This is a genomic window from Aquificaceae bacterium (assembly GCA_037481935.1).
GTDB lineage: Bacteria > Aquificota > Aquificia > Aquificales > Aquificaceae > Pampinifervens.
This window is the reverse complement of the sequence record JBBFKQ010000007.1, coordinates 61,770-79,153: the sequence shown is the minus strand read 5'-3', so window position 1 is coordinate 79,153 and position 17,384 is coordinate 61,770. Positions and strand designations below refer to the sequence as shown.

Here is a 17,384-nt window from a genome sequence, read left to right as displayed (position 1 = left end):
ATGACGAAGGGAAAAAATGAAAATCTCATTATCCTTATTGTATCATAGCTCTGAAAGAGAAACCTTTTACAACCCAAGAAGACGGGGCAAGTCCCTCACAGAATCTATAAGGAAATCCGGCTTTCCCTTGGTCAGGTCCTCTGGTCTGAACTTACCAGTTTTGACAAGACATCCCTTCATGCCAAGCCTTTGAGCTCCCAGCACATCGTATTCTATGTCGTCCCCCACCATGAGTGCTTCTTCTGATGACACATCTAACTTCTCCAAAACAATCCTAAAAAAGTCTTCAGAAGGCTTCCCAAGCACCCTTGCACTCTTTCCTGAGGCGTATTCAAGAGCCTTGCAGAAGGGTCCTGCATCGAGAGAGAGCTTGCCGTCAGTGTCCATAAAGTATCTGTTTGGTGCAGAAACGAGAAGTTCTTTCCCTTCAAGGAGAAGTCTGAAGGCTGTGTTGAGGTTTTCGTATGTAAAGCTCTTATAGGCATCCGCCACGAGCACATATTTTAGGGGGTAGACTTCCAGACCTCTGAACTCTTCCATGACTTCATCTGTAGCAAGTATAAAGGCGCTGGCGCTGTTCTTCGAGAGGAATATCCTGGAGACTCTCAGAGCTGTATAAAGTTCTTCCTCTTCAACCTTAAAACCCAGAGACCGCAACCTTGTAAAGGTTGTTCTGGAAGACACCCTTGTGGTGTTGGTGACAAGGGCTACTCTAAAGTGTTTTTTTATCCTTTCAAAGGCTTCAGGTGCACCTTCTATCAGCCTGTCCCTTATACACAGAACTCCATCAATGTCAAAAAGAACCGCCTTTACCATAGTTTAATAAGACAAACCTCACATACTCTTCAATCACATTTAAAAAACACCCCCGGGAAGGGGGCAAGGCGCGGCACCTCAGAACAGGAAGCCTACCTCCAGTCCCAGCCTTGTCTGACTCTTTTTGTTGTTTGAGGTAAAGGGGTTGTCCGCCTTTACATAAGAGACTTCACCCCTTACCATGAGAGGACCCTTCTGGTAAGCAGGCGTGAGGGTAAAGGTCCATCCTTTGTTTCCATCCCCTAAACCCACAAGGTCTATGCCTCCGGCATCCGAGTTGTCCTTTACATACTCCACCCTTCCGGATAATTTAATGGGCTTTAGGTCATAAGAGAAGTGCAAACAGCCTCCGCTTGCCTTTGCCTTTGCAGGCACTCCAGCTTCAGCGTCTCTGGGCGCTTCCACATACATAAAGTCCATACCAAAGGAGAGCCTATCAAAGGTATAGGCGGCAAGAGCGTTAAACTCTCTCTTGTTGGCAGGGAAGGCGGTATCGTTGGGTCTTGAGCTTTTATCTGGGATTATAAAATTAAAAGACAGGGAAGCGTCCTTGATGGGCGTTATTCCTATACTTCCTTCAAAGGCTGGCTTTGGATGTGTTGTGCTGAGAGTATAAAAGCCATCGTTTACACCCACCTTTACCGTAAAGAGGTCTGTGCTGTAGGTGAGTCTTACACCGTTGTTTATGACGGGTTGCATGTTCCATATGAGTCCTCTCTGAACGTAGTTGTTAAGGTATGTAAAGGCAGACTCGTAGCCTATTATGGTGGGTAGCTTTCCTGCCTGAAGGGAAAGTCCCTTTATGGGTGCGTATTCAAGGTAAGCCACGGGAAGAGGACTGAACAGGTCGGTGCTGTCTGAAGTCTTTAAGAGTCCCACTCCCACTACAGGGGTCGCATAGGCACCGCCAATAAGGGTAAAGCCAAAGGGTTCTGCAGGCTTTGATATGTTTATGAGGGCTGAGCCCACATCGTAACGGGTTTTCTTTGTGTCAGAGGTGTTGTTGCTGTGGAGCATATAGCCCGTCAGGGCTCCGCTTATGTTGAGGGTGCCGAGAAAGTCGGTCTTTAGCTCAAGGGCATTGCTGAGGCTGAAGCCTCCAAGAACTGCGGTAATTAAAGCAAGCTTCTTCATGTCTATACCTCCTTATGAGATGTTGTATGCACTTTCTCCGTGCTGGGACCTGTCAAGTCCTCCAACCTCTTCCTCTTCTCCAACCTTGAGGCCGGTAAGAGCCCTGGCTATGAAGAGGATTATGGCTGTCATTACACCGCTGTATACTATGGTCACCACCACAGACCACAGCTGTATAAACAACTGTCCCGGATTTCCATAGAGAAGCCCTTTACCTGCCTCGTTTATGGATGGGTCTGCAAAGACTCCGGTAAGAACCGCACCTATTATGCCAGCCACTCCATGTATACCAAACACATCAAGGGCGTCATCGTAACCCAGCTTTTGCTTTACCTCTGCCACCATAAAGTAGCAGACAATTCCTGCGATAAGCCCTATTATGAAGGCTCCCACCACGTTCACAAAACCTGCTGCTGGGGTGATTGCCACAAGTCCTGCTATGACTCCAGAGGCGAGCCCGAGGACGGTGGGCTTTTTCCTGTGAAGCCACTCGGTGAACATCCACGCAAGGGCGGCAGTTGCGGTGGCTATGTTGGTGTTGAGCATGGCAACCGCCGCAAGCCCGTTAGCACCCACAGCGGAGCCTGCGTTAAAGCCAAACCATCCAAACCAGAGAAGGCCCGCACCAAGCACCACAAGGGGCAGGTTGCTGGGAAGAAGCACCGCATCCTTCCGCCTGCCAAGTATAAGAGCACCCACAAGACCGGCTATACCTGCATTTATGTGCACCACAGTTCCACCAGCAAAGTCAAGGGCTCCGTCCTTTGCCAGAAAGCCACCGCCCCAGACCCAGTGGGCTATGGGAACATAAACCAGGCTCACCCACAGAAACACAAAGACCACCCACGCTGAGAACTTTAGCCTCTCCACAAAAGAACCGCTGGCAAGGGCAACGGTTATGGCTGCGAAGGTCAGCTGGAACATGACAAAAAGAAGCTCGGGGATAGTCCCCTGCAGACTGCTCACTCCCACACCGCTCAGAAAGAGCTTGCTGGCGCTGCCTATTATGCCCCCAATATCCTCTCCAAAGGCAAGGCTGTAGCCGTAGGCAAACCATACAAGCGACGCAATACAGTAGGCGACAAAGGACATGGCTATGGTGTTGAGGGTGTCCTTTTTCTTTGCCATGCCTCCGTAAAAGAGGGCAAGACCGGGCAGTGTCATGAGCATGACAAGGGCGGAAGACACAAGAAGCCACGCAGTGTCTCCAGTGTCCAACTTTGGAGCCTGCTCCCCTGCAAAGGAGAGGCTTACCAGAAGTAGTGGTATAATACTTCCTGCGCGACGCATTCTATCTCCTCCTTTGCCCCGCACTGAGGGCGGGGCGGTTTTTTACTTAAATGTCAAAGTAAAGCTCAAACTCTTTCGGATGGGGTATGAACCTTATCTCGTCTATCTCTTTTTTCTTGGAGCTTATCCATGTTTCTATAAGCTCCTCGGTAAAGACCCCACCCTTGAGGAGAAACTCGTAGTCGTTTTCCAGCGCCTTGAGAGACTCCTCCAGTGAGCCCGGAAGCTGAGGTATGTCCTTGAGCTCTTCTGGAGGCAGTGAGTATATGTCTTTGTCAAAGGGCTCTCCAGGATGTATGCGGTTTTCAATACCATCTATGGCAGCCATGAGTATGGCAGAGAAGGCAAGGTAGGGATTTGATGTGGGGTCTGGGAAGCGTATTTCAATTCTCTTTGCCTTTGGAGAGGGAGAGTAAGTGGGTATCCTTATGGCGGCAGAGCGGTTCCTTGCAGAGTAGGCAAGCCTTACTGGTGCCTCAAAGCCGGGCACAAGCCTGTGATAGGAGTTAATTGTGGGGTTTGTAAAGGCGGTAAGGGCTGGTCCGTGCTTGAGAACACCACCTATAGCATACAGACATATTTCTGAAACTCCTGCGTATTCAGACCCCGCAAAAAGGTTCTGACCTTCTTTCCATATGGAGAAGTGGGTATGCATACCAGAACCGTTGTCGTTGGGAAGCACTTTGGGCATAAAGGTGGCAAACTTTCCATACTTGTGGGCCACCATACGGACTATGTATTTATACAGGAAAAGCTTGTCTGCCTGATTGACTAGAGAGTCGTAGCGAATGTCTATCTCTCCCTGTCCTGCGGTTGCCACTTCATGATGATGGAGCTCAACTACAATGCCCAGCTGGGACATGATGGAGACCATCTCGTTCCTGAGTCCATGGACCTTATCCAGGGGTGGCACAGGGAAGTAGCCCCTCTTGTGGGGTATCTTGTAGCCAGAAGAGGTTATCTCTCTGTTCCACCAGCCTTCCTCTGAGTCTATCCTCCAGAAGGCATAGTTGGCAGATGTGCCAAACTCCACAGAGTCAAAGATGAAAAACTCCGCCTCAGGTCCGTAGTAGGCGGTGTCTCCTATGCCGGTTTGCTTGAGATACTGCTCTGCCTTCTGGGCAATGTAGCGTGTGTCCCTGCCATACCTTTCTCTTGTGATGGGGTCGTAGATGTCGCATATCATCACCAGAGTTTTGGGCTCCATGAATGGGTCTATGAAGGCGGTTGCGGGGTCTGGGAAGGCAAGCATGTCTGACTCATGGATGGACTGCCAGCCCCTTATAGAAGAGCCGTCAAAGCCCCTACCTTCCTCAAAGGTATCAAGGGACAGCTCGTAAGCCGGTATGGTGAGGTGTTGCCACTGACCAAAAAGGTCAGAAAACCTCAGGTCCACATACTGGACCCCTTCCTGTTCGATGAGGCTCAGCACCTCCGCTGGTGAATACTTTGGCATGTTGGACCTCCTTTATAAGATTTTCATATTGCCTGCTCTCCTCTTTCTCCCGTGCGTATCCTTATTACGTCCTCCACGGGTATGATGAATATTTTCCCGTCTCCCACCCTGCCCGTCTGTGCGGTTTTCATGATGGTTTCCACCACCTTCTCCACCTCTTCATCCCTGACTATAACCTCAATCTTTACCTTGGGCAGAAAGTCAATCACATACTCCGTGCCACGGTATATTTCCGTGTGTCCTTTCTGCTGACCAAAGCCACGCACCTCCGTGACCGTCATACCACCTATACCTATCTCTACCAGGGCATCCTTGACCTCATCCAACTTGAAAGGCTTGATTATGGCTTCCACCTTTTTCATCCTTCAACCTCCTGCAGTTTGTTATTGCAAAAAACATGCCAGCCCTGCACCGCTGGCTAAGGGTTAATTTTACTATCTTTCAGAGGGATGGGTCTCTGGAAGTTGCGTAAAATTGTTTACAAAATTGTTAAATTGTTCACTACTGCCGGGCACAGCTTCTGAGTTCTATGGTGATGTGGGCTATCTCTTCAAAGTGGGATATTATTCTGTGATAGTATTCAAGGTCATGGTTTCCATAGGTCTCAAGCCCCACTATGCAGGCATAACGGTTGCTATGGATTTTTAGAAGGTGGATGTCATAGACCTTGCTCTCACCGTCCTCCTCAAGAGCCCTTACTATATCCTGAAGGAGTGGATTTCTGCCCTCCCTGTCAAGCAGGATAGGTGCGGTTTCCTTCATAAGCCCCAGCGACCACCTGATTATGAGCCCAAAGCCCAGCAGTCCCATAAGGGGGTCCATGAACCACAGACCAAGGTATTTTCCAGCAAGCAGGCCCCCTATTGCAAGTATGGAAGTAAGGGCATCTGCAAGCACATGTAGATAAGCACCTCTCAAGTTGAGGTCATGATGTTCATGATGTTCGTGGTGGTGATGGCCACCGTGAAGTATGTAAGCACTCAAAAGGTTGATACCCAGACCCAAAAGAGCTACAAGCAGAGCTTCGTCGTATTTTGTTTCTCCTCTGCTTACAAACTTTGAAAAGGCCTCCTCAAGTATGAGAAAGGAAAGGAAGAAAAGAAGTATACTGCTTGTGTAGGCTCCCAGCACTTCCACCTTCCATGTGCCAAAGGTAAAGCTTCCCTCCCTTGCCCACCTTCTGGCAAAGAAGTAAGCCATGTAGGCTATGGCAAAGGCAAGGGCGTGGGTTGACATGTGAATTCCGTCCGCAAGGAGAGCAACGGAGTTGAAGATATAACCTGCCAGTATTTCAATTGCCATGGTTATGAGTGTGATAAGAAAGACTACAAGGACTCTCTTCTGGGCTCCTGTGCTAGGAGTGTAAAACTCGTGCTGGTGCTTGCAGACCATAGGGAAATTATAAGTTTTGAAAGAACCGTCAGCTATGAGAGAACTCAACCAAGGGAGTCATCTATCCACTTGAGATAGTCCTCGTTTCCTGCCACTATGGGAAGGGCGATAATCTCAGGCACCGTGTAGGGGTGCACTGACTTGACACCTTTAAGGAGCTCCTGAAACTTTTTTGCGGAGGTCTTTACCACCAGAAGGCTCTCTCTGTCCTTTTCTATGTTTCCCTTCCACCAGTATATGGAGTTGACCTCTGGCACCACGTTTACGCAGGCACCCAGCCTGTTCTGAATGATAAACTCCGCAAGCTCCTGCCCCTTCTCCACCGGCACCGTTATGAAAACCACATAGTAGCCCAGCATAGTTTATATTTTAAGGCATGGAAAGCAGAGGCACACTTCCTTCCCTGTCAGAAATCATGGAAAAACTGGAAAAAGGTAAAGGGGATGAGAGACAGGCCGGCTCATACCTACTTTGGAGTGGACTACGAACTTCTCTGGCGGATGGTAAAGTAGGAACCTCCAGAGCTTGGAAAGGTGGTAAAAGACATGCTTCAATCCAGTTTGCCCAGATAGGCAAGCAGCGCGGTTATTGTGGCAGGCGTTATGCCGTCAATTCTTGATGCCTGTCCCACCGTGATGGGTCTGAACTTCTTGAGCTTTTCCCTTGCCTCGTTGGTAAGACCCGGCACCCTGTCATAGTCCATATCCGGCGGGAGGGTAATACCTTCAAGCCTTTTCAGCCTTTCGTTGAGCTTCTGCTCCCGCTCTATGTAGGGCTCATACTTGAGCTGAACCTCCACCTCTTCCTTCACATAGAGGTGTTCTGGCACCTCAAAGCCGAGGTTCTTGAGGTCATCTATGGTATATTCTGCAGTGAGCAGTTGCGATGGTGTGTAGCTTTTGGTGTCAGAGCCCACCGCCACCGCCACCTTCTGAGTCCTGTAAAACTCAAGCCAGCTTTCTATCTCCTTCTGAAGTTCTCTGACAAGTCTATATTGTTTCTCTGTAAGCAGTCCGAGCTCAAAGCCCAGCTTTGAAAGTCTCAGAATGGCGTTGTCCTGCCTGAGCTGAAGCCTGAACTCTGAACGGGAAGTAAAGAGCCTGTAGGGCTCCATCACTCCTTTGGTCACAAGGTCGTCCACCATTATGCCTATGTAGCTCTCATCCCGACGCAGGTATATGGGCTCTCTTCCAAAGGCTCTCAGGGCTGCGTTTATGCCCGCAAGTATGCCCTGACCTGCTGCCTCCTCGTAGCCCGTGGTGCCGTTTATGTTTCCCGCATGGAAAAGACCCATTATCTTCTTTGTTTCCAGCGTAGGGTAGAGCTCTGTGGGTGGGACCATGTCGTATTCTATGGCGTAGGCAGGGCGTATGAGCTCCACCCTTTCAAGCCCCGGAATACTGCGATACATCTCCCACTGCACCTCTTCCGGCAGAGAGGTGGAGAGCCCGTTGGGGTATATCTCTATGGTGTCCCAGCCCTCGGGCTCAAGAAAGACCGTGTGCCTTTCTTTGTCTGCAAACTTTACCACCTTGTCCTCTATGGAAGGACAGTACCTGGGACCTATGCCCTTTATCAGACCCCCGTAGAGTGCAGTCCTGTGCAGGTTTTTGCGGATTATCTCATGGGTTTTTGGTGTGGTGTAGGTTATCCAGCACAGAGCCTGCTTTTTGCCCCTCTCAAACCAGTAAGTGCCCGTAGGCTCTGTCCAGAAGGAGAATTTGGGTGGCGGGTCGTCCCCCGGTGCTGGCTCAAGGGCGGAAAAGTCTATGGTTCTTCTGTCAAGCCTTGCGGGGGTGCCGGTCTTGAACCGCCAGAGGGGAAAGTCATGCCTTCTGTAAAAATCCGCAAGACCCGTGGAGGGAGGCTCCCATGCCCTGCCGGCGGGGAAGGTTTTGTCCCCGATGTATATAAGACCGTTGAGGAAAGTGCCGGTGGCTACCACCACCGCCTTAACTCTGTATTCCAGTCCAAGCTTTGTCCTGACTGCGACCACCCTGCCGTTTTCTACGATGATGTCCACCACCTCATCCTGCTTTATGTGGAGGTTTTCCTGAGTTTCGCAGACCCTTTTCATGTATTCCCTGTAGAGCTTTTTGTCCGCCTGAGCTCGGGGAGACCAGACCGCCTTTCCCTTGCGTGTGTTGAGCATCTTGAACTGTATGCCCGTATGGTCTATAGCTTTTGCCATCTCACCACCGAGGGCGTCAATTTCTCTGACCACTATGCCCTTGGCTATGCCCCCTATGGCGGGGTTGCAGGACATCTGACCTATGGTGTCTGCATTGAGAACAAACATGACCGTCTTTGCACCCATGCGTGCGGACGCCAGTGCCGCCTCTATGCCTGCATGACCTCCGCCGATTACCGCCACATCAAACTCGTCCACCAGCATGGAATAAAAATATAGCCCTCAGAAGTGTTCCCTGCTCTGAAGCTCCTCTACAAGATTACCATCTTTATCGTAAATCCTCATGATTGCTTTTGTGCGCCTTATTTCTACCTCACTCCTCCTTACATTATCAGCATACTGCACTACCCTCTGTCTTGTGCCGTCCTGTGTGTAGTATACCTCTGTAGTAGCCTGCGGGCCCTTTATAACCATCTTGCACCAGTTTATGTCCTCGTAGTCCACAATGCCCTCTATCTTTGCATAAGCACCCACCTGAAGCCCCTGAGGACACCAGTCCTGCACTGGTGCCGGTTTTTCTGCCTTCTGGCTTGTGCAAGAGAACAACATGGCAAGTCCCATGAGATATGTAAGCCTTTTCATGGAGAAAATTTTAACCCTTTTAGAACTCAGGAAAATAGGACCTTTCTCATAAGCCCCACGTGGTCTGTTGCCACACCATCCACACCCCTTTCAAAAAGTTCCATTACCTTTTCTGGCTCATTTACAGTCCACGCCACCATCTTAAGCCTGAGCCTGTGGGCAAAGTCCACCGCCTTCTGGGTGGCGAGGGGATACTTGGGAAGCACAAAGGTGCATCCGAGCTTTTTGGCTTCTGGAATCATCCCCGGCGGTTTTGCGTAGACCAGCCCCGTGGTTATCCTGCCCCTCACTGCCTCAAGGGCAGCGGGGTAAAAGCTTATTATGGCAGTCCAGCCTGTTGCCTGAAAGCTCTCAACCACATCCAGCACAGCCTTAGCATCCTCGGGATGTTTCACCTCAAGAAACATACCCACCCTTCCGTTTACAAGCTCAAGGGCTTCTTCCAGCCTTGCAAGTCTGTAGCCATCTCTGTGGACCTTGCTGAGCTCTTCCCAGCTGGACTCTCTCACCTTTATACTCACACCAAAGACCCTTTGAAGGTCATCATCATGGCTCAGCACAAAGACCCCATCTTTTGTCCTCTGCAGGTCCACCTCCACCACATGGGCACCCAGCTCAATGGCTCTCTGAATAGACTGAAGCGTGTTTTCCAGTTCAAGGGCTGGAATGCCCCTGTGTCCCACAAGGAACCTCTCAAGGCTTTCAAAGAGGGACATGCTACAATTTTACAGACCTGAAGGATGAATGTAAACCTCAAAGAGCTTGAAAAAGTTCAGCTTGAGTGTGCCAGAAAAGTCCTGCAGAGGGATGACTTCCAGAAGGTAGAGCTCATAGGAGGCATAGACCTCACCTTTGAAAGCATAAAAGAAAACCCCACTCGGGCGTGGGCATCCCTCGTGGTAGTCAGGTTACCGGACCTGAAGGTGGTCTATCAGAAGGTGGTGGAAGGCGTGGTGGATTTCCCTTACATCCCCACCTTTCTGGCTTTCAGAGAGCTTCCCCTTATGCTAAGTCTATACAATGAGGCGGAGTTAAAGCCGGATGTATTTTTTATTGACGGACAGGGAATAGCCCATCCCAGAGGCTGTGGGATAGCGTCCCACTTTGGGGTGGAGACTGACTCTGTGAGCGTGGGTGTGGCAAAGACAAGGCTCTTTGGCTACGGAAAGGAGCCGGAACTCAAAAGGGGTAGCTATTCATATCTTACCTACAGGGGCAGCGTGGTAGGGGCAATCCTGAGGACAAAGGACCACACAGAACCGGTATATGTCTCTGTGGGGCACAGGATAAGCCTGAAGACTGCCATTGAGCTGGTTTTGAGGACTTCCATCTACAGAATCCCCGAGCCCACAAGGCTGGCTCATAACCTTCTGCAGAGGGTGAGAAAGGAGTTAAAATAATCCCCATGTATTTTCAGGACATTATCATGACCCTGCATCGCTTCTGGGCGGAGAGGGGATGTGCAGTGTGGCAACCCTACGACATAGAAACTGGAGCCGGGACAATGAACCCTGCCACCTTCCTCAAGGTGCTGGGCAAAAAGCCCTGGAACGTGGCATATGTGGAGCCCTCCAGAAGACCGAAGGATGGCCGGTATGGAGAAAACCCCAACAGGCTCCAGCACTACTACCAGTTTCAGGTAATACTAAAGCCCGCACCGGACAACCCTCAGGAGATATACCTTGAGAGCCTCAGAGCCCTTGGCATAAAGCCAGAGGAGCATGATATAAGGTTTGTGGAGGATGACTGGGAATCTCCCACTCTGGGCGCGTGGGGGCTTGGATGGGAGGTGTGGCTGGATGGTATGGAGATAACCCAGTTTACCTACTTTCAGCAGGCGGGTGGTCTTGACCTGGAGGAGATATCGGTGGAGATTACCTACGGACTTGAGAGAATAGCCATGTATCTTCAGGATGTGGACAGCGTGTATGACATAAAGTGGAACCATTGGCTCACCTATGGGGAGGTTTTCAAGCCCTCAGAATATCAGTGGAGCGTCTACAACTTTGAAAAGTCAGACCCAAAGGTGCTCTTTGAACTCTACGAGATTTATGAAAGGGAAACAAAAAGGCTTCTGGACGAGGGACTTGTGCTTCCTGCTTACGACCAGCTTCTGAAGTGTTCCCATACCTTTAACCTGCTTGATGCAAGGGGTGTGCTTTCTGTGCAGGAAAGGGCAAGATACATAAGGAGGATGAACAGCCTGGCTCAGAGGGTTGCCAGACTGTACCTCCAGACCATGGCATGAAAGTCATCCCATACGGTGGTGCAAAAACTGTAACAGGCAGTTGCTTCTATGTGGAAGCAAGGGATGTAAGGCTTTTAATTGACTGCGGGATGTTTCAGGGGCTTGAGGAAAGGAGAAACCACGAGCCCTTTCCCTTTGACCCCAAAGAGATTGACTACCTTGTTCTCACTCATGCACACATAGACCACTGTGGAAGAGTTCCAGTTTTGGTGAAGGAAGGTTTTAGAGGGAAGGTAATCTCCACAGAGCCAACTGCAAAGCTCTCAAGGCTAATGCTCCTTGATGCCAGCAAGGTCATGTATGAAAACTACAAAACCGCCCTTAAAAAGCTCCAGAGAACAGGCAGAGTGCCAGAACCGCCCCTTTACGAAGAATACGACGTGCTGGAAGCCATGGAGTTTTTCAGGGTCAGGCTTCCTTACAATCAAGACTACAGGCTCTCAAAGGGCGTGAGTCTGAGGCTCAGAGACTCTGGGCATATACTGGGCTCCGCCTTTGTGGAGCTTGAGGTCTATGAGGATAAGAGGCACAAAAGGGTAATCTTCTCTGGAGACCTTGGAAACAAGAACAAACCCATAGTCCACGACCCAGAAAGCCCATCGCCTGCAGACTACATATTTATAGAAAGCACTTACGGAGACAGGAATCACAGGAGCTTTGAAGAATCAAAGGAAGAACTGCTTCAGGCTATCCAGTATGCCATTGGCAGGGGAGGAAATGTGATAATTCCCTCCTATGCCCTTGAGAGGGCTCAGGAGATACTCTACGTGCTGAGAGAGTTCCATGAAGAAGGAAGGCTTCCCAAGTGTGAGATATTCCTTGATAGCCCTCTTGCCATAAGCATTACAAGGCTTTTCACCTCACACCCAGAATTCTATGATAGAGAAACCTACAGAGTTTTCCTCCAGAGAAACCCCTTTGAGCTACCCAACCTCCACTATACGAAGGAGGTGGACGAGTCAAAGGCTATAAACTCTGTAGGCTCAGGTGCCGTGATAATCGCCGGCTCTGGTATGCTGAACGGTGGAAGGGTTCTTCATCACCTCAAATACAACCTGTGGCGTGAGGAGTGTGCCATAGTCTTTGTGGGCTATCAGCCTCAGGGAACGCTGGGAAGGAGGATAATAGAGGGTGCGGAGAGCGTCAGGGTCTTTGGAGAGGAGATAGCAGTCAGGGCAAGGGTCTTTACCATAAACGGCTTCTCCTCCCATGCGGACCAGGCGGGTTTGCTGGAGTGGCTTTCTTATGCTGGAAAACCCGAAAGGGTTTTTCTCATACATGGAGAGGAGGAGAAAATGAAGGTCTTCGGGGGAGCTATAAAGGAAAAACTGGGTCTTAGTTCTCATACACCAGAACTGGGTGAGGTTCTTGAGCTCTAATCAAGCACTCTGACCGCTACTATCAACCGATATATGTTTCTCAGACTGTCCCTTTCCAACAGGTTTTTATACACCGAGTTTATTTGCCATTCTGAACCATCTTCTCTTCTCAGTCTGTGCACTGCATGATACAGCACTGGTTCACCCTCTTGAAATCCTCCGTATACCATAACATGACCCTTCATAAAAAGAAGCGTCCTGAAGGGAGGCATTCTTCTAAGAGTCTCCTTAAGTTCTTCGTAGCTTTTAAAGCCTGCAGCCACAAGCCTGCCTATCTGAGCCTGCTGGGAGGAGTTTCTGGGAAGCTCAAGACCAAAAACTGCATAGAGGCTCTGCACCAGAGAAGAGCAGTCCCATCTTCCCTCCTTGCCTCCCCAGTCGTAGGCGGTGCCAAGAAGGCTTTCAAGTATTGACCTTACCCTATCCTCTCTGAAGCTCAAATAGCCCTCCTCAAGCCCCTCGTGTTTTTCAATCCAGACCCTTCTCATATCTGGAAGAAGCACCCTGTATCTGTCCCCCACTTTCTCTTCGTAGTAGAGCTTTGAACCAAGACCAAAGAAGATACCCTCAACCTCCACCCCACCCCTTGACACAACAAGAAAAGGCAGTCTGAGCACTTTCATAAGTTTTTCTCTTTCTATCAGAAGCACATCCTCCCTTCTGACCCATCCTCTCATGTAGGGAGCATGCACATAGAGCCAGTTTCCGTCTCTTGATTTGTGAAGAATTGCCAGAGGAGTGAGGGGTTCAAGAAGGGTATACTGGTTGTAATCAATCTTGGGATTTCCTCTGTGGATGACCGCATTGCTGGGATACATGCGCATGTTGCTTCTTCTGAGAGTCCAGCCAAACCTGACAAAAAGGATTTCTTCAACTGCCTCCAGATTCATGTTTCCCATCAGGGATTTGATGTCTTCATCCTTTAGCTCTCTGCCGTTTATAAAAAGCCTTCCTTCTGGTAGTCTGTCCTCTGTGAGCCATTCCCTGAGCTGCCTACCCTCCAGCACCTGGGGGAATTCCTCAATCCTTTTCATATAATCAATGAGAGCGTGGGATTGCCTGTTTATGGCTTCCACCTGCAGGGCAAAAGAAAGGCTCAAAAAAAGCATAAGGAGGAGGAATATCATACCTCTCTCCTGAACCCCCCTTTGAGAGCGAACTCCACCCATCCAAAGCATGTCCTGTAATTTTCCTCAACCTGCATCTTCAACTTCTGAAGGAAAAGAGCCAGCTCCTCCAGCTCCTCCCTGCTCATCTCGGGAAGACTTTTCATCAGTTCCTCCAGTTCTTCTCTCAAAGCCTCTGGCTTGAAGGGGTCAAGGGATAGCTTTTCCAGCCTTTTTAGTTTTTCCCTCAGTTCTTCCACGGGTATGTATTATAATAGACCGCATGAGAAAGAGTTTGCTCGGACTTGGTTTTCTTCTGTCTTTTATGACATTTCCTCTTGCCCAGCAGGTAAACCCCTTTCTCCTACCTGAGAGGGCAAACTCCAGAATAAACGCCAGCGTAGAAATCGCAAAACAGCTCAGAAATATGGGATACAACCGCATAGCGGTGGTTTACATGGAAACCTCAGACCTCTGCGCCCTTTTTTCTGCATCTCTAGTAGCCTCTCTGAAGACCCTTGGAACAGAAGCCTACTACATAAAGGGTGGAGACGGGCTTGGGGAAAGGCTCAAGCTTCTTCAGCCTTCTCATGTTTACATGGCTTACTTTGGAGAAAGACCCCCTGCAGAGGTTCAGACACAGTTCAATCAGGACCTCAAGAAGGTTCTGGAATACAGCAAAAAGCCCAGCCTCATACTTCAGCCTTCACTGCTCGCAATGGGCTTTGTAAGTGGTGTTCTTGCGGATGAAACCCTTTCCTCTTCACTTCAGGACCTTCCCATGCTCAGCTTTGTTTTTGAAGAAGGCAGGGCAAGGCCCGCAAGGGTTGTCATAAAGGACCTTGAGGTAAGGGTCTCTGTGGAAGAGCCAAAACCACAACAGCCACAAAAGCCTGCAAAACAGAGAAAGAGGTGAAACTACTTGCTCTCCTGCTTTTTATATCCCTTGCCCTCTCTCAGGAAAGGCTTTTTCACCTCATGGGCACATACGCCCTTATAGAGCTTCCCGAGGGCAGAGAATACGAAGCCTACAGGTATATGAAAAGCCTTGAGGAAAAGCTATCCGATTACATACAGACCTCTGAAGTTTCGGCGATAAATCAGAAGGCAGGGCAGGGCTGCGTGGAGGTCTCCGAAGATACCCTTGAGGTCATAAAGAAAGCCCTTGAGGTATCAAAGACAACCTACGGCTTTTTTGACATCACCGTGGGTAGCTACACCATAAACCATAGAAGAAAGAAACTTCTCGGCGAGAAGGAGGCGAGGAAGCTGATAGATTACAGAAGGCTTAAGATTGAGGCAAACAGGGTCTGCCTTCTGGAAAAGGGTATGGCCATAGACCTTGGCGGTATAGGCAAGGGTTATACGGTGCAGAAGGTTTACGAGAGGCTAAAAACCCCATGGGGCTTTGTGTCCATAGCTGGAGACATGAAGGTATGGGGGCACAGCAGGCTTCTGGCAATCTTTAATCCAGTAGACAACTCCATACTGGCACAGGGCCACAACGCAAAAGACCTCTGCCTTTCTACAGGAGGCAACTACTTCAGAAGGCACATCCTTGGAAGGGAAAACAGCCTTGTTCAGGCAACGGTAGCCTATAGCGACTGCACAATTACCGACGCACTGGAGACTGCCCTCCTTGCTATGGATGACGAAAGCAGGGAAAGGTTTTTGAGGGAAAACCCCCATATTGGAGTTCTTCTCCTCTTTAGGGATGGAAGTCTTTATGTGAACAGGGCTTTTATGGACTACTTTGATGGGCTGAGGATATACCCAGAAGCTCCCTGAATAGCTCAATATACATGTCAACGGTCTTCTCTATGGAATACTCCCGGGCTGTTTCTATTGCCCTTCTGGAAATACTCTCACATTCTTCTTTTGACAGACCAAGAGCACGCCTCATCTTTTGCACAAGCCCATGGAGGTCCCCCACAGGAACTGCAAGAGCGTTTTCACCATCTTTAACATAGTCTGCTATACCACCAGCAAGAGTTGATATTACTAGCTTTCCGCATGCCATAGCCTGCAGGACTGCACCGGCAACGCCTTCAAAATAGGAGGAAAAGACAAAAAAATCTGCCATGTTGATAAGCTCTGGCACATCTTCTCTAAAGCCAAGCCCCAGAAGTCTACCCTCAAGCCCATACCTTTTTGCGTATTCCGGGGCGTAGTCATCCGTCTGGAGACCAACGAGAAGGAGAATACAGTCACGACAGTTCAGCCTTGAGAAGGCCTCTATCAGAAGTGGCTGACCCTTGTGCTCTGGGTTCCAGTTTGCCACGTTTATAAAAACCTTCCAGTCTGGGGGGATACCAAGCTCTTTTCTCTTCTCTAAGGCCTTCTCCTTTTCCACGGGTCTGAACCTCTGAAGGTCAAGACCGCTGGGGATGTAGACGAGCCTCTCTGGAAAAAAGCCCTCACGCCTTAGTTTTTCAAGGGTTGTCCTGTCCACCACCACAATCCTGTCTGCAACTGAATACTTTAGCAGTTTGGAAACTTGGCTGGAACCCTTGCCCGTCCTCTTGTAAGCTATAACCTTTGGCTTTTTCCTTAGAAAGAGTAAGGATAGCCTCACAAAGTCAAGGGCATGGGGAGAGTTGGCAATAACTATATCAAATTCTTCCTCTTTGAGTATCTTCCAGAGCCTGTAGTAGTTTGCAAGGTTGAGGCGGGAGAGTCTGTTGTGGTTTTCAAAGAAGTGAAGCTTTACGGGATACTCTCTGAGCTTTCTCACCATAAGCTCATACTGGAAAGAGAGAGCCACATGAACCTCAATACCCCTTAGAGAAAGCTCCCTCGTTATCAGATATGTCTGTTCCTTTGTCCCTCCCCAACCAAGACCGTCCACTACCTGAAGAACCCTAATCATTCAGAAGACTTTTCTTCCCTTTTGACTATTATGGAGGCAACTACCGAAACAAAAATTGCACTGCCTATGAGAAGAAGAGAAACTTCCACCGGTATCTTGTAAATGTCCGAAAGGAGCATCTTGACACCTATAAAGCCGAGGATAAAGGAGAGTCCATAGTGCAGGTAGTGAAAGAGCGGAAGCACACCCGCAGCCGCAAAGTAAAGAGACCTGAGCCCCAGTATAGCAAAGATGTTTGATGTGTAAACTATAAAGGGGTCTCTTGATATGGCGATTATGGCTGGCACCGAGTCTATGGCAAACATGATATCCGAGCTCTCTACAAACACAAGAGCAAGAAACATAGGGGTTGCGTAGAGCTTTCCACCCTCCCTTATGAAGAACCTGCCATCTCCGTTGTGAGGTCTGAGGGGGATTATCTTCTTTGCTATTCGGTAGACAAGGGTGTGCTCTGGATGAAACTCCTTCTCTTCTGTGGTCAGAAGCTTTATGGCGGAGATGATGAGTATGACGCCAAATATGTAGACCATCCAGTGGAAGTGCTTTATGAGCTCAAGACCTGCAAAGATGAATATGGCCCTGAAAACGATGGCTCCTAAAACTCCCCAGAAGAGCACCTTGTGTCTGAATTCCTCGGGAACTTTAAAGTAGGAGAAGATGAGTATAAAAACAAAAATGTTGTCAAGGCTAAGTGCCTTCTCAAGAAGATAGCCCGTCAGATACTCCACAGTCCTGTCGTATCCCCTCGTGTAATAGACAAAGCCTGCAAAGGCAAGACCCAGGGCTATCCAGAAGGCGGAGAGCAGAAGGGCTTCCTTGAGGGATATCTTGTGGGGATGCCTGTGAAAGACAAAGAGGTCAAGAAACAGAGCAGTAAGAACCACCAGTCCAAATACGAGCCAGCCTATTTCCATAGTGAGC

At 49.3% G+C, this 17,384-nt stretch carries 19 protein-coding genes; 5 read left to right on the top strand and 14 right to left on the bottom strand.

The genetic code is table 11. From position 1 onward, the window contains the following. Nucleotides 1-66 precede the first annotated feature (66 nt). The 10 genes from WHS43_07220 to WHS43_07175 all read right to left on the bottom strand — a co-directional run bounded on the left by WHS43_07220 (nucleotide 67) and on the right by WHS43_07175 (nucleotide 9,577). Complete coding sequence (locus WHS43_07220; protein MEJ5339428.1) at nucleotides 67-816, bottom strand: TIGR01458 family HAD-type hydrolase; 750 nt, start codon at nucleotides 814-816, stop codon at nucleotides 67-69. 78 nt (nucleotides 817-894) lie between these two features. Continuing rightward, nucleotides 895-1,950, bottom strand: coding sequence for a porin (locus WHS43_07215; protein ID MEJ5339427.1), 1,056 nt, complete (start codon nucleotides 1,948-1,950; stop codon nucleotides 895-897). Nucleotides 1,951-1,962: 12 nt separating this feature from the next. Beyond that, nucleotides 1,963-3,240 (bottom strand): ammonium transporter, encoded by a 1,278-nt coding sequence (locus WHS43_07210; protein ID MEJ5339426.1) that lies wholly within the window; start codon nucleotides 3,238-3,240, stop codon nucleotides 1,963-1,965. A 46-nt stretch (nucleotides 3,241-3,286) separates the two neighbouring features. Further along, nucleotides 3,287-4,696 carry a type I glutamate--ammonia ligase gene (glnA, locus tag WHS43_07205; GenBank protein MEJ5339425.1) on the bottom strand — a complete coding sequence of 470 codons (1,410 nt, stop codon included), beginning with the start codon at nucleotides 4,694-4,696 and terminating at the stop codon, nucleotides 3,287-3,289. 23 nt (nucleotides 4,697-4,719) lie between these two features. Then, entirely contained in the window at nucleotides 4,720-5,058 is a 339-nt protein-coding gene (gene glnB / locus WHS43_07200; protein MEJ5339424.1) for a nitrogen regulator P-II GlnB, read from the bottom strand. Nucleotides 5,059-5,197: 139 nt separating this feature from the next. Further along, nucleotides 5,198-6,088: a CDF family Co(II)/Ni(II) efflux transporter DmeF gene (gene dmeF / locus WHS43_07195; protein ID MEJ5339423.1), complete on the bottom strand. Its 891-nt coding sequence runs from the start codon at nucleotides 6,086-6,088 to the stop codon at nucleotides 5,198-5,200. A gap of 44 nt (nucleotides 6,089-6,132) precedes the next feature. Next, complete coding sequence (gene cutA / locus WHS43_07190) at nucleotides 6,133-6,447, bottom strand: divalent-cation tolerance protein CutA (GenBank protein MEJ5339422.1); 315 nt, start codon at nucleotides 6,445-6,447, stop codon at nucleotides 6,133-6,135. A 191-nt stretch (nucleotides 6,448-6,638) separates the two neighbouring features. Continuing rightward, complete coding sequence (gene mnmG, locus WHS43_07185; GenBank protein MEJ5339421.1) at nucleotides 6,639-8,483, bottom strand: tRNA uridine-5-carboxymethylaminomethyl(34) synthesis enzyme MnmG; 1,845 nt, start codon at nucleotides 8,481-8,483, stop codon at nucleotides 6,639-6,641. Nucleotides 8,484-8,501: 18 nt separating this feature from the next. Beyond that, nucleotides 8,502-8,861: a hypothetical protein gene (locus tag WHS43_07180; GenBank protein MEJ5339420.1), complete on the bottom strand. Its 360-nt coding sequence runs from the start codon at nucleotides 8,859-8,861 to the stop codon at nucleotides 8,502-8,504. Between the two features lie 26 nt (nucleotides 8,862-8,887). Next, on the bottom strand, nucleotides 8,888-9,577 hold the full coding sequence (locus tag WHS43_07175; protein ID MEJ5339419.1) for a glycerophosphodiester phosphodiesterase: 690 nt from the start codon (nucleotides 9,575-9,577) through the stop codon (nucleotides 8,888-8,890). Nucleotides 9,578-9,601: 24 nt separating this feature from the next. On the opposite strand from WHS43_07175, the gene WHS43_07170 reads away from it, so the two are divergent. Genes WHS43_07170 through WHS43_07160 form a run of 3 tightly spaced genes read left to right on the top strand, consistent with a single transcriptional unit; the run spans nucleotide 9,602 to nucleotide 12,488 of the window. After that, a complete protein-coding gene (locus WHS43_07170; GenBank protein MEJ5339418.1) occupies nucleotides 9,602-10,261 on the top strand; it encodes an endonuclease V in 660 nt (219 codons plus the stop codon). A 5-nt stretch (nucleotides 10,262-10,266) separates the two neighbouring features. Continuing rightward, nucleotides 10,267-11,109 carry a glycine--tRNA ligase subunit alpha gene (locus WHS43_07165; GenBank protein ID MEJ5339417.1) on the top strand — a complete coding sequence of 281 codons (843 nt, stop codon included), beginning with the start codon at nucleotides 10,267-10,269 and terminating at the stop codon, nucleotides 11,107-11,109. Continuing rightward, complete coding sequence (locus WHS43_07160; protein MEJ5339416.1) at nucleotides 11,106-12,488, top strand: MBL fold metallo-hydrolase; 1,383 nt, start codon at nucleotides 11,106-11,108, stop codon at nucleotides 12,486-12,488. The genes WHS43_07165 and WHS43_07160 overlap by 4 nt, the downstream gene beginning before the upstream one ends. On the opposite strand, the gene WHS43_07155 is transcribed toward WHS43_07160, so the two are convergent. Both WHS43_07155 and WHS43_07150 read right to left on the bottom strand, forming a co-directional pair. After that, a complete protein-coding gene (locus WHS43_07155) occupies nucleotides 12,485-13,615 on the bottom strand; it encodes an SH3 domain-containing protein (protein ID MEJ5339415.1) in 1,131 nt (376 codons plus the stop codon). The genes WHS43_07160 and WHS43_07155 overlap by 4 nt on opposite strands. Continuing rightward, nucleotides 13,612-13,854, bottom strand: a complete 243-nt coding sequence (locus tag WHS43_07150; protein MEJ5339414.1) for a hypothetical protein — start codon at nucleotides 13,852-13,854, stop codon at nucleotides 13,612-13,614. Before WHS43_07150 ends, WHS43_07155 begins: the two co-directional genes overlap by 4 nt. A gap of 23 nt (nucleotides 13,855-13,877) precedes the next feature. On the opposite strand from WHS43_07150, the gene WHS43_07145 reads away from it, so the two are divergent. Both WHS43_07145 and WHS43_07140 read left to right on the top strand, forming a co-directional pair. Then, on the top strand, nucleotides 13,878-14,510 hold the full coding sequence (locus tag WHS43_07145) for a hypothetical protein (GenBank protein MEJ5339413.1): 633 nt from the start codon (nucleotides 13,878-13,880) through the stop codon (nucleotides 14,508-14,510). Next, nucleotides 14,507-15,382 (top strand): FAD:protein FMN transferase, encoded by an 876-nt coding sequence (locus WHS43_07140; GenBank protein ID MEJ5339412.1) that lies wholly within the window; start codon nucleotides 14,507-14,509, stop codon nucleotides 15,380-15,382. Before WHS43_07145 ends, WHS43_07140 begins: the two co-directional genes overlap by 4 nt. On the opposite strand, the gene WHS43_07135 is transcribed toward WHS43_07140, so the two are convergent. Continuing rightward, complete coding sequence (locus tag WHS43_07135; protein ID MEJ5339411.1) at nucleotides 15,336-16,463, bottom strand: glycosyltransferase family 4 protein; 1,128 nt, start codon at nucleotides 16,461-16,463, stop codon at nucleotides 15,336-15,338. The two genes, WHS43_07140 and WHS43_07135, sit on opposite strands and share 47 nt — an antisense overlap. Next, a complete protein-coding gene (locus WHS43_07130) occupies nucleotides 16,460-17,377 on the bottom strand; it encodes a TerC family protein (protein MEJ5339410.1) in 918 nt (305 codons plus the stop codon). Before WHS43_07130 ends, WHS43_07135 begins: the two co-directional genes overlap by 4 nt. Nucleotides 17,378-17,384 lie beyond the last annotated feature (7 nt).